The 12533-nt window shown below is 49.6% G+C and carries 9 protein-coding genes and 1 other annotated feature; of the genes, 1 reads left to right on the forward strand and 8 read right to left on the reverse strand.

Annotation, left to right across the window (positions count from 1 at the left end; all coding sequences use genetic code 11):
* Positions 1 to 226: 226 nt before the first annotated feature.
* The 7 genes from DWV73_RS02910 to DWV73_RS02945 form a co-directional block, all read right to left on the reverse strand.
* Positions 227 to 2878: a valine--tRNA ligase gene (locus tag DWV73_RS02910; protein ID WP_117795594.1), complete on the reverse strand. Its 2652-nt coding sequence runs from the start codon at positions 2876 to 2878 to the stop codon at positions 227 to 229.
* A 110-nt stretch (positions 2879 to 2988) separates the two neighbouring features.
* Positions 2989 to 3180 carry a DUF6472 family protein gene (locus DWV73_RS02915; RefSeq protein ID WP_107000412.1) on the reverse strand — a complete coding sequence of 64 codons (192 nt, stop codon included), beginning with the start codon at positions 3178 to 3180 and terminating at the stop codon, positions 2989 to 2991.
* Between the two features lie 186 nt (positions 3181 to 3366).
* Positions 3367 to 3663, reverse strand: a binding site (T-box leader).
* A 270-nt stretch (positions 3664 to 3933) separates the two neighbouring features.
* Positions 3934 to 4866 (reverse strand): type II secretion system protein, encoded by a 933-nt coding sequence (locus DWV73_RS02920; RefSeq protein WP_207661035.1) that lies wholly within the window; start codon positions 4864 to 4866, stop codon positions 3934 to 3936.
* A gap of 195 nt (positions 4867 to 5061) precedes the next feature.
* Entirely contained in the window at positions 5062 to 5943 is an 882-nt protein-coding gene (locus tag DWV73_RS02925; RefSeq protein ID WP_117795596.1) for a MetQ/NlpA family ABC transporter substrate-binding protein, read from the reverse strand.
* A gap of 193 nt (positions 5944 to 6136) precedes the next feature.
* Entirely contained in the window at positions 6137 to 6802 is a 666-nt protein-coding gene (locus DWV73_RS02935; protein ID WP_022358729.1) for a methionine ABC transporter permease, read from the reverse strand.
* Position 6803: 1 nt separating this feature from the next.
* Positions 6804 to 7817, reverse strand: coding sequence for an ATP-binding cassette domain-containing protein (locus DWV73_RS02940; protein WP_117795598.1), 1014 nt, complete (start codon positions 7815 to 7817; stop codon positions 6804 to 6806).
* 426 nt (positions 7818 to 8243) lie between these two features.
* Positions 8244 to 9335, reverse strand: coding sequence for a glycosyltransferase family 2 protein (locus DWV73_RS02945; protein WP_117795601.1), 1092 nt, complete (start codon positions 9333 to 9335; stop codon positions 8244 to 8246).
* Between the two features lie 308 nt (positions 9336 to 9643).
* On the opposite strand from DWV73_RS02945, the gene DWV73_RS02950 reads away from it, so the two are divergent.
* Positions 9644 to 10783, forward strand: a complete 1140-nt coding sequence (locus tag DWV73_RS02950; protein WP_117795603.1) for a DUF362 domain-containing protein — start codon at positions 9644 to 9646, stop codon at positions 10781 to 10783.
* A 113-nt stretch (positions 10784 to 10896) separates the two neighbouring features.
* On the opposite strand, the gene DWV73_RS02955 is transcribed toward DWV73_RS02950, so the two are convergent.
* The gene (locus DWV73_RS02955; protein ID WP_117795605.1) at positions 10897 to 12315 is read right to left on the reverse strand and encodes a D-alanyl-D-alanine carboxypeptidase family protein; all 1419 of its coding nucleotides are present in this window, start codon (positions 12313 to 12315) and stop codon (positions 10897 to 10899) included.
* Positions 12316 to 12533: the final 218 nt, after the last annotated feature.

Below are 12533 nucleotides of genomic sequence, written 5' to 3' on the forward strand. Positions count from 1 at the left end.
ATCACATTTCCACTAAAAACGCCATTTCGATTCCTATAATAAGTATTATTAGTATTCCCGCCGTTACTGTTCAGACATGTGTAAACAGTAACTTCCCGCCCCCTTTTCATGCAGATTTCCTCATTTTTTGAAAATAAGCCAATGCATATAATTTTCCCCATACACATTGGCTTATTTCACATATCAGACAGACGTCCTTCCATACTGCCTTTTACTTCGTCTTCTATTATTTCCGCAGCTGTGCCAGGCGCTCCTGTACCTGTGCCATCATCTGGCGGTATTTCTCCAGCTTCTCACGCTCTTCGGCAATCTTTGCCTCCGGTGCGCGGCTGACGAACTTTTCATTACTTAACATGCCCTCGGAACGGGCAAGCTCTTTTTTCAACTTCTCCTCTTCCTTGGTCAGACGCTCGATCTCCTTGTCCAGATCCACCAGCTCTGCAAACGGCATATAGATGGTTGCCTTTGCAGTCACAGCCGATACGGCATCGTCTGCGATTCCGCTCTTGTCCTTCTGAAGGACAACCTCGCTCGCATAGCCAAGAGTTGCGAAGAATACACGGCTGTGCTCGAAGATGGCCAGAACTTCCGGATCCTCGGATACAACGTATACTTTTGCCTTCTTGCTCGGCGGTACGTTCATGGATGTGCGGACGCCGCGGATCGCGCGGACTGCATCCTTGATCGTCTCTACAGCTTTCTCCTCGTCTGCGAAATTCCACTCATCCTTGTACTCCGGCCAGGAAGAAATCATGATGGACGGTTCCTCATCCTGCAGGTTGCAGAAGATTTCCTCGGTGATGAACGGCATATATGGATGCAGCAGTTTCAAGGACTGAATCAGAACCGTTTTCAGGGTCCAGAGTGCAGCTGCCTTGGTGGTGTCTTCCTCGGACCAGAGTCTCGGTTTTACCATCTCGATGTACCAGTCGCAGAACTCCTCCCAGATGAAATCGTAAACCTTCTGGAGAGCGATTCCCAGCTCGTACTTATCCATGTTCTCGGTAACATCTTTTGCCAGCGTGTTGACCTTGGAGAGGATCCAGCGGTCAGCCATCTGCAGGTCAGAAAGCTTCACATCCGTTACCGGCGCTTTTTCGATGTTCATCATAATGAAACGGGATGCATTCCATACCTTGTTTGCAAAGTTACGGCTGGCTTCCACACGCTCCCAATAGAAGCGCATATCGTTGCCCGGTGCGTTACCGGTCATCAGGGTCATACGAAGTGCATCGGCGCCGTACTTGTCGATAACCTCAAGCGGATCGATACCATTTCCAAGGGATTTACTCATCTTGCGTCCCTGGGAGTCGCGTACCAGACCGTGGATCAGGACGGTGTGGAACGGCTCTTTGCCAGTCTGCTCCAGACCGGAGAATACCATACGGATAACCCAGAAGAAAATGATATCGTATCCGGTTACCAGCACATCGGTCGGATAGAAATATTCATATTCCGGTGTGTCCTTCGGCCAGCCGAGCGTAGAGAACGGCCACAGGGCGGAGGAGAACCAGGTATCCAGCGTGTCCTCATCTTGATGCAGGTGGGTGCCGCCGCATTTCGGGCATACCGCCGGTGCGCTCTTGGCAACAGTCATCTCGCCGCAGTCATCACAATAATAAGCCGGAATCCGGTGTCCCCACCAGAGCTGACGGGAAATACACCAGTCACGGATGCCCTCAAGCCAGTGCAGATAGGTCTTTCCGAAGCTCTCCGGAACGAATTTAAGTCTGCCGGATTTAAGTGCCTCTACCGCCGGTTTCGCCATCTCTTCCATCTTGACAAACCACTGTGGTTTTACCATCGGCTCTACGGTTGTGCCGCAGCGGTCGTGAGTACCTACGTTGTGGGAATGCGGAACGACTTTGACTAAAAGTCCCATTTCCTTCAGATCCTCTACCATGGCTTTTCTCGCCTCGTAGCGGTCCATGCCCTGATATTTGCCCGGTACGCTGATGGTTGCATCGTCATTCATGATGCAGATCTCTTCCAGGTTGTGGCGTTTTCCTACCTCAAAGTCGTTCGGGTCATGTGCCGGTGTGATCTTTACGCAGCCGGTACCGAACTCTTTATCTACATACTCATCCGCGATGACTGGAATCTCTCGGTCGGTCAGCGGCAGTTTTAACATCTTGCCTACGATATCCTTGTAGCGCTCATCCTCCGGGTTGACAGCTACCGCAGTATCGCCTAACAGCGTCTCCGGACGGGTGGTTGCGATCTCGACGAAACGTCCCTCTTCGCCGACGATCGGGTAATTGATGTGCCAGAAAAAGCCGTCCTGCTCCTCATGCTCTACCTCGGCATCCGAAATGGAAGTCTGGCAGACCGGGCACCAGTTGATGATACGGGATCCCTTGTAAATATAACCTTTTTCATACAGTCTGGTAAATACTTCCAGAACCGCCTCGGAACAGCCCTCGTCCATCGTGAAACGCTCGCGGTCCCAGTCAGCGGAGGAACCCAGCTTGTGAAGCTGTTTTACGATACGGCTGCCGTACTCTTCTTTCCACTCCCATGCTTTCTCCAGGAAGCCCTCACGACCCAGATCATGCTTGTCAATGCCCTGCTCTTTCAGCTTATTGATAACCTTAACCTCCGTTGCGATCGCCGCATGGTCGGTACCCGGCTGCCACAGTGCCTCATAGCCCTGCATTCTCTTGTAACGGATCAGGATATCCTGCATGGTGTTATCCAGCGCATGTCCCATATGAAGCTGTCCGGTAATATTTGGCGGCGGCATCACAATCGTGAACGGCTTCTTGCCGTTTCTGCGTCCACGCTCTGCATCGGCGTGGAAATATTTGCTGTCCAGCCATTTCTGATACAGGCGATCTTCAATATCCGCCGGATTATATGTCTTTTCCAGTTCTTTCATTGATCGATTCTCCTTTTGTGTTTTAACTCATCAAATGCTGTTTATCCTCGCATTCTATCATGAACCGCATCTTGTTTACCTTCATTTTGTGTAATTTCCGATGCAGTTTCTTACATCTGTTTCCGGACAATCTTGTACTCATCATCCGTCTGGTAGTACGGGCAGACAAAACGCTGGCTGCTTAAAAATGCCGCCATCTCGTCCTCATCCAGATCTGCCTCGCACAGATAATACCCATAATCATCGTCATAGACATAATTGCCGCACGTATCACAGCTTGTCAGCGGACCCTGTTTTTTCATCTGTTTTGTCCTTTCCGAAGCGCGTTTCCTATGAAAAAGAATGTGCCTTGGCACATTCTCGCGCCGAGCGCGGTCGCTTGCGACATGTTTCTGCTTCGCGCGAGTGCGCATCCTCGCGGAGCGTTTTTTGTTTCATAGGACGTAATTTCCTATGAAATGAAAAAGCCCCTTGCAGACATATCATCTGCAAAGGGCGTCATATACGCGGTACCACCTTAATTCAATCAGGATTTCCGCCTGCCGGTGTTTTCTTTGCACACATCCAGACTTTACCCCAATCCTCTTGATTCTATAACGGGAACTCCCGGGATCTCTTATCCACCACTCTCTTTCACAACATTCCTAAGTCATAGCAGAACGCGGTTTTTCAGAAATCCGGCTCCGAAGCTACCTTCCACATCCGTTTCCCGGAACCGTCTCTCAACCTGCGCGGTTCTCTCTGTCAGGGCTTCTATGTGTACTCCTCTTCTTCACTGCCTTTCATTTTTCAGTTCCTTGTTATCATAGAGGTTTTTCAGGAAAATGTCAAGGTTTTCGGCACAGGTTGGTAAATGATATATGCCCGTTACTGTTCACAGGTAGGCACTTTTGGAACCGAAAGTGCCGTAAGAAAACATGGTGGCAGCAGGAATTTGCCGTATTTAAATGCGAAGCCACGGCAAATTCCGTTACTGGGCACGTATGCGTGAACAGTAACATATGCCCTGGCTCTTCCCACTTTAAAGACGCCCAGCTGTAACAGCTGCACAGCCCCTATTTCGGCAACGTATCCTTATATTGTTGATACGTCCCATCCGTCACCAGCTTTGCGTATGCATCATATGCCTCCTGCAGATTCTCATACTTTTTATCCTTCGAAAGATATTCCGTATACTGTTTTGGAGTTAGATGATCGGCGATTGCTACATAATTACCAGCTGCATTCTTTCGAATAGCGGTAGTTGTTTCTGAAATATAAAACCTTCCATCTGCTGTACTGATAATAACCGGTATCTTCTTTCCTGCACCAACCGAATCGGATGATATATCTACAGATGTCCAAAATAAATATCGCTTCGACTTATCCTTCGCATCTCCCAGATAGGCCCAGGTTCCCTTTTTTAACAGGCTGTCCTCCTCAATCTTTGCCTGTATCTTTGGAAGCATATTGGATTTTGTACAGTTGGAATCAATTTCAAAATTGTTGTTATTACCCAGCATTTCCAATACGCCGCTGTTATTCAAGGGCGCATGCATATCGCAATTGATATTAAACGTATATTTCTGTTCCGAACCGCCTGTACCATTTTTACCTTTCCAGTTAAAAAGCACTCCCGAATTTGGCTGATAGGAAACTTCACATTCCCCACCTGGAACCGGATAACCAATCCAGTTGGCCGTATCACCCTGATCATTATAATGCATCACTCCACCTATCGTCACCGGGTCATGCGACTGCCATTTTGCTTTTTTCTGCTTCAGCTTTACAACCTTCACTTCATTCTCTGTATCCTCAATCATGACCGCTGCCATCACCTCTGCATAGGCAGAACGGACATTGGCAAGATCCGTGGCCTCCCGGCTGGCCTCCAGCTGCCTGGTGAAAATAGGAATAGAAATTGCAGCTAAAATGGCAACAATCGCAACGACTACCAAAAGCTCCGCCAGCGTAAAGCCCTTTTTCCTATTCTGTATATGAATTTCCATTCTTATCACCCACCTGTCACCTTTATCCCTTTTTTTGTTTTATTCTATCACATGATTCTAAAAAATTCACGCAAAACGTTTTGCATCTGACGCACATTCCCATAAATCGAAAGAAGAGGACTCCGCCTGCGGTTTTCACCGCAAAGCATCCGCCTCTTCCCCATTTCATTGCTGTAATCAAATTCCTGCCGTCAATTAAAACAGCGGAACAACCGCTCCATCGTACTTCGTCTCGATAAATTCTTTGATATCATCGCTTGTCAGGACTTCCATCAGAGCTTTTGTCTTGTCGCTCTCCTCGTCACCTTCACGGACTGCTACGACATTTCCGTATGTCTGAGCTGCCAGAGAATCAGAAGCCTCTACTGCCAGAGCATCGGTTACCTTTAAACCAGCCTCGATTGCGTAGTTGCCGTTGATAACTGCGATATCAGCATCCTGTAAGGAACGCGGAAGCTGTGCTGCCTCAAGCTCTACGATATCCAGGTTCTTCGGGTTCTCTGTAATATCATTGATAGTTGCGGTCAGACCTGCATCCTCTTTCAGTGTCAGAAGACCCTGATCCTGAAGAAGCAGAAGTGCTCTTGCCTCGTTGGTTACATCGTTTGGCACCAGAACCTCTGCGCCGTCAGCCAGCTCATCTAAAGAATCGCTCTTGCCTGCGTAGATGCCGAATGGCTCATAATGGATTGCACCTGCACTTACCAGGTGAGTGCCATTCTCCTCATTGAAGGTATCCAGATATGGTTTGTGCTGGAAGTAGTTTGCATCCAGATCGCCGGACTCCAGTGCGTTGTTCGGCTGTACATAATCAGTATACTCTACGATCTCCAGATCGTAGCCCTTGTCTGCCAGAAGGTCTCTTGCAGCTTCCAGGATCTCAGCATGCGGTGCCGGGCTTGCGCCTACTACCAGCTTCTCCAGATCGCCGTCTGCCTCTTTTGCCTCTGCGGTAGTCTCCTCTGCTGCCTCTGCAGCGGTCTCAGCAGTTGTCTCATTCGAGCTGGAAGAGCAGCCTGCTAAGGATGCAGCTGCCAGCAGTGCCAGGAATGTGGTTCCTAAGAATGATTTTTTCATAGTGATTTCCTCCTCTTTGTGTGTTTAAATTGTAACTGTTCAGTACCTTCACAGTCACACGCAAAAATCCATTAAAAATTGCCTACGGCAATGGGATTTTTGCCTACTGAACAGGTACTTTAAATTTATATTTCAGAAATGTCCTGCATCTGCCACAGACGATAGGCTGCATTTCATTTCTGTAAATATCTTATTAACGGATTCTCTTATCACTTCTTCTCGAACTCCGCGTAAAGATCTCCTGAATCAGCTGTGCGATAATAACCAGAATCACAACGGTAACCAGCATCATATCTGCCTGATAACGGTGGTATCCATATCGGATCGCCACATCGCCCAGACCGCCGGCGCCGACACAGCCTGCCATCGCGGAATATCCGAGGATTGTCGTGATCGAAATCGCTGCGCCGACTAACAGGGACGGCTTGGACTCCGGAAGCAGCACCTTGAAAATAATCTGCCAGGTTGAAGCGCCCATTGATTTTGCTGCTTCAATCACGCCTGCATCAATTTCCTTTAATGATGCCTCTACCATACGGCTGATGTACGGGAACGCCGCGATTACCAGCGGTACAACTGCCGCATTTGCTCCGATCGTCTTTCCCACGATCGCGCGGGTCAGCGGCATTACCATCGCTAACAGGATGATAAACGGCACCGAACGGAGCAGGTTGACAATCACGCCCGCCACTTTGTTGAACAGCGGCACCGGACGGATGCCGTCTTTATCGGTTACAACCAGCGCCACGCCGAGCGGAATGCCGATCAAATAAGAAATCAGGGAAGAAAGACCTACCATATATAAGGTTCTCCAGGTCTCTTTTACCAGCATACTGACTGTCTTCGCATCAAATACCATCTTAGCGCACCTCCTCATAGGTCACACCGACCGTTTTTAAATAATTGCAGATACGCCCTGCATCTACCTCGTCCTCCGGGAGCTGCAGAAGCATCTGTCCCATCGCCTTGCCCCCGATATCGTGGGTATCCGCGAGAAGGATATTGACCGGAACCTTGCAGGCTAATACCATATTGGAAATAATTGGCTCCGAGGATTCCTGTCCATTGAAAATAACGCGGATCTGGCGCGCTCTGGCAAAGCTTGTCTTCTGCCCTGCCGTCTCACCGAGAATCAGCTGCCGCCCAATCTCCGACTTTGGACCGGAGAAAATCTCTGATACCCTGCCAGACTCTGCAATGTGGCTGTGGTCGATGATCGCCACACGGTCGCAGATAGACTCAATAACCGCCATCTCATGGGTAATCACGATCACAGTAATGCCGCGTTCGCGATTAATCTTCTTGAGAAGCTCCAAAATCGATTTTGTCGTGTTCGGGTCGAGCGCACTCGTCGCCTCATCGCAAAGCAGCACCTTCGGGTTCGTGGACATCGCACGCGCAATCGCCACACGCTGCTTCTGTCCGCCGGAGAGCTGTGCCGGATATGCCTTCATCCGTTCTTCCAGACCGACTAATTTTAAAAGCTCAGCCGCCCGTTTCTTCGCCTCTGCTTTCGGGACACCGGCAATCTCCATCGGAAAGCACACATTCTGGAGTACATTTCTCTGTGCCAGAAGATTGAACTGCTGGAAAATCATCCCCATCGACTGTCTGGCTTTCCGAATCTCCGACTCTTTCATCATCGACAGGTTCTGTCCCTCAAAAATAACCCGTCCCGCCGTCGGTGTCTCCAGATAATTGATACACCGGACCAGCGTACTCTTTCCTGCACCTGACAGACCGATAATTCCAAAAATCTCGCCCTTCAGGATTTCCAGGTTAATATCATCTAACGCGGTCACCGTTCCGTTCGTTGTCTGGAATTGCTTTCCCAGTCCTTCCAGGCAGATGATCGCTTCCTTTCTCTGCTCCATGGTCTTTTCCCCTCTCTTTTTCCGAATATACAGCATTGATACCCTGTCGCATAAAAGATGCCACTACTGTTTTTCTGTCACAGGAAGCAGTTAGTGCCTTTTTGTGTCATAAGGAATTTCAAGGAATTTCCTATGACACAAAAAAGCCGCGAATCCAGTACGGATCGCGGCTTTCTATGCTATACTTACAGGTCTATCCGACCAGCCCGTTCCGTCTTTCATGCACACAAATATGACAGCACATCATACACATGCCGTTCATCATCATATTCATCTGCATGGCTTTACTCTGACGCATCGGACCTGTCCCCTTTCAGCTTATATTCCCTTATTCCTGATAGGAATTATTTGTTTATGAAGATACACCCATTTTCCGGGTTTGTCAAGTGTTTCCTGAATTTTTAAGAGCTATTTTTTAGAGCTATTTCACTCCTGCTCCGGTTTTTGCACAGCTTCTCTTCTTTTTGATATCTGGAGTTCCCGTGCTTCTGCACGGCTGCGGCGCAAATTTTCTCCTGGCATCTCCTGTTTCCGGCTGCGCCCTTTCTCACGCTCGCGGATGCGATCCGGCGTGCGGCTCTCAATGATATAGCGCGGGCGGTGCTTCGACTCCAGATAAATCTTTCCGACATACTCTCCGACGATTCCGACCGAGAGAAGAAGCAGTCCGCCGATAAACCAGAGCGATACCATCATGCTCGCCCAGCCGGTGATCGTATTGCCCCGGAAGAAATCAACCACCGCCCAGATAAGGAATCCAATACTGACAAAAAATGCCGCAATTCCCATGAACGTAATCATCCGGATCGGCTTTGTGCTCAGCGAAGTGATGCCCTCGATCGCAAAAGCCAGCATCTTTTTCAGCGGATATTTGCTCTCCCCTGCTGCCCGCTCTTTACGGTCATAATATACCACATCGGACGGATAGCCGATCATCGGGACAATCCCGCGCAGAAACAGATTGACCTCCGAAAATTCCGCCAGCCCTTCCAGTGCCCTCCGGCTCATCAGGCGGTAATCCGCATGATTATACACGGTGTTCGCTCCCAGCGCATTCATAATCTTATAAAATCCCAGCGCTGTTGTACGCTTAAAAAATGTATCCGTCGACCTGTGACGACGCACACCGTACACGATGTCACAGCCAGCCATATACCGCTCGATCATCGCGTCGCATGCGTCCACATCATCCTGCAGATCGGCATCCATCGAGATCGCCGCGTCACACCGCCGTCTCGCCGCCTCAAAAAGCCCGGCTAAAAGCGCGTTCTGATGACCGCGGTTGCGGCTCAGCTTCACACCTGCAAATCGCTCGTCCTTCTCATGGAGTTCCTCGATCAGCTTCCACGTTCTATCCTTCGAACCGTCGTCTACCATCAGCACCCGGCTTCCCGGATGAATCCGGCGGCTGCGGGTTAAATCATCTAATTTTTTACCTAAAAATTCTGCCGTCAATGGCAGAACTTCCTCTTCGTTGTAGCAAGGCACCACGATATAGATAACCGGTGCATTTCTCATACTGTCATCTCCTGCCCGGGTCACTGTCCCTTCTATGCAGACAAGTCCCCTCGTATTTTCAAAAGCAGGTTTCCAGATACAGGTATCTTGCCAGAATCCTCCCTGCAGCTGAAATCTGCTTTTTCCATATTTTTTTATTATATAGGAACTACATTAAAAAGAAAAGTAAATTTTTGACACATCCACCCGATTCCGGTATAATAGAATTGATATTTTTATCACTTTACTATTACTCGCCACCTAAAGAGGTGGGCGTCTTCTCGACTGAGAAAAAAATCAAAAAAAGCCATCTATCAGGAGGTATTCATATGTCAAAAAACGAAAAAGCAAAGGTATATTTTACAGATTTCCACACCATTGCATTTGGCGACGGTCTCCCTGCCAAATTAAAAAAACTGATCCGTAAAGCCGGGATCGGTTCCATCGATATGGATGGTAAATTTGTCGCTATCAAGATGCACTTTGGTGAACTTGGAAATATCAGTTATCTGCGTCCGAATTATGCCAAAGCCGTTGTTGATGTCATCAAAGAGCTGGGCGGCAAACCATTTTTAACAGACTGCAATACGATGTATCCAGGCAGCCGCAAGAATGCGCTCGAGCACCTGGAATGCGCCTGGGAAAACGGATTTACCCCGTTGACTGTTGGATGTCCAATCATCATCGGTGATGGATTAAAAGGCACCGATGACATCGCTGTTCCGGTGGCCGGAGGCGAATACATCAAAGAAGCTAAGATCGGCCGCGCCGTCATGGACGCCGATGTCTTTATCAGCCTGACCCATTTCAAGGGACATGAGATGACCGGCTTCGGCGGTACGATCAAAAATATCGGCATGGGCTGCGGTTCTCGCGCCGGTAAGACCGATCAGCACAGCAGTGGAAAACCACACGTCAAGGAAAAGCTCTGCCGGGGCTGCCGCCGCTGTCAGAAGGAATGTGCCAACGGCGGTCTCGTTTTCGATGAAGCCTCCAGAAAAATGCACGTGGATGCTGAGCACTGCGTCGGCTGCGGACGGTGTCTCGGTGCCTGCAATTTTGACGCAATCGAATTTGACAACAACGCAGCCAACGAGCTGTTAAACTGCCGTATGGCGGAATACACAAAAGCCGTTGTGGATGGACGTCCAAACTTCCATATTTCCCTGGTCGTTGACGTCTCCCCGAACTGCGACTGCCACGGTGAAAATGACGTACCGATCCTTCCAAATCTTGGTATGTTTGCTTCTTTCGATCCGCTGGCACTCGATCAGGCCTGTGTGGACGCCTGTCTGGCCGCTGCTCCGATGCCGGGCAGCCAGCTTGCAAAACATCTTGCTGATCCGGATTTCCACGATCACCATGACCATTTCACAAATTCCACACCAGAATCTGAGTGGAAAAGCTGCCTGGCACACGCGGAGAAGATCGGTCTGGGAAGCCGGGAGTATGAATTGATCACACTATAATAACATCGCCCCCATCTGCCAGCTGTGCCGCCGGTCTTTTTGCGGCCGCAGAGCTGTGAAAAACGGAGCCGCCCCAGTCTTTTCTGCCGGTCGGCTCCGTTTTATGCTCTTCTTTATTTCTGAATCCAGACACCATTCGCATCGACTCTATATCCGTCCGGTGTCGTTCCATTGACAAACAATGCTCCGTCAGCACTCACATAATACCAGTATCCATTCGTCTGAATCCAGCGGCTCTTCGCCATAGCCCCGCTTTCGGTATAATAATGCCAGGAGCCGTTTACCATCTGCCAGTCACGCGCCATCCACGCATCTGCATGGAAATAGTATGTCTCCCCCTTGATCAGGAGACTCTCATTTGCCGCGTAGGTTCCGTTTGCTTTCAGGTATTTCCATTCATTTCCAAACTGCTGCCACGCACCGTCGCCCTGAGCAGCTGTATTGCCAGCTCCAGAGCTACCCGGTCCACCCTGGCTGCCGGAAGAAGAGGTATTTTTGCTGGTCGTATTGCCGGACGGCTTGCTGGAATTTGACGTACTGTTGTTCGCCGCATCCGATACCGAGGTGTTCGTGCCAGCCGGTGTGCCGGATGCGCTTCCCGCCACCGCAAAACCATAGTCCAGCAGCTTTTTCGTATCGTCATAATGGGTCTGCGAACTCTTTAAAATAACTGCAATCAGGCGCACGCCATTTCGCTCTGCACACGTTACCAGCGTGTTGCCTGCCAGGGAGGTATAACCGGTCTTTCCACCTATGATTCCCTCATAGTACTGGGAATTTGCCGGATTGAGCATCTTATGTCCCATCGTAAGCGTCCGCACCGTCGGCACGCTGGCAGTCGCCGGGAAATCGTAATGCAGGGTCGATGCAACCTGACGCACCGTCGCATTATTGAATGCAGCATTTGCAATCAGCGCCATATCATGTGCGGTTGTAAAATGGTTCGCATTATTCAGACCGTTCGGGTTTGCAAAATGCGTATGCGTGCATCCTAAGGACGCTGCCTTCTCATTCATCTTATCCGCAAACGCGCTGACACTGCCGGACACATGCTCCGCCAGTCCGTTTGCCACCTCATTTGCCGATTTTAAAAGCAGACCATAGAGACAGTCCTTAACCGTAAAGGTATCGCCCGCCTTGACCTGCAGCGTCACCGCGCCCGATTCCAGATTCGAAACTGCCGTCTGGGAAAAGGTTACCGTATCACTCAGCTTACAGTTTTCCGCTACCAGAAGCGCCGTCATCAGCTTCGTGATGCTGGCTGGATAATACTGCGTATCCGCATTCTTGGAAAACAGGAACTGGTTGTGCGTCGCATCATAGAGCACTGCGCCCTGCGCTGCCACCGTCGGCTGAGCTGCATTCTGTGAAGTAACCGTTGCTCCCGAAGGAACTGCGCCGGAGACCGTGCCTCCTGCCGCCTGTCCCGGACCGGTCGCCCCGTCTGTCGCAGCAAATGCCGTCCATGACACAGACATCATAAGTGCCATTCCCAGGCAGAGGGAACGCACGGATTTTTTCCATTTATTCATCGTATATTGTCCTTCCTGTATGTATTTTCGCTTTTCTCCTACCCGCCAGCTCCCGCAAACGTAAAGTTACGTTCACTCATTGCGCGGACTTTAACGGATTTTGCCAGTGCTGCGCAGGTACAAATCATGCAAATCTGTCTTACATTTTACTTCATTTTAAGCGACAATACAAGTTGAAAGGAAAATTTGAAATTATTACAATTTTATTACAAAAACAG

The sequence above is a fragment of the Clostridium sp. AF12-41 genome (assembly GCF_003461685.1).
Classification (GTDB): Bacteria; Bacillota; Clostridia; order Lachnospirales; family Lachnospiraceae; genus Otoolea; species Otoolea fessa.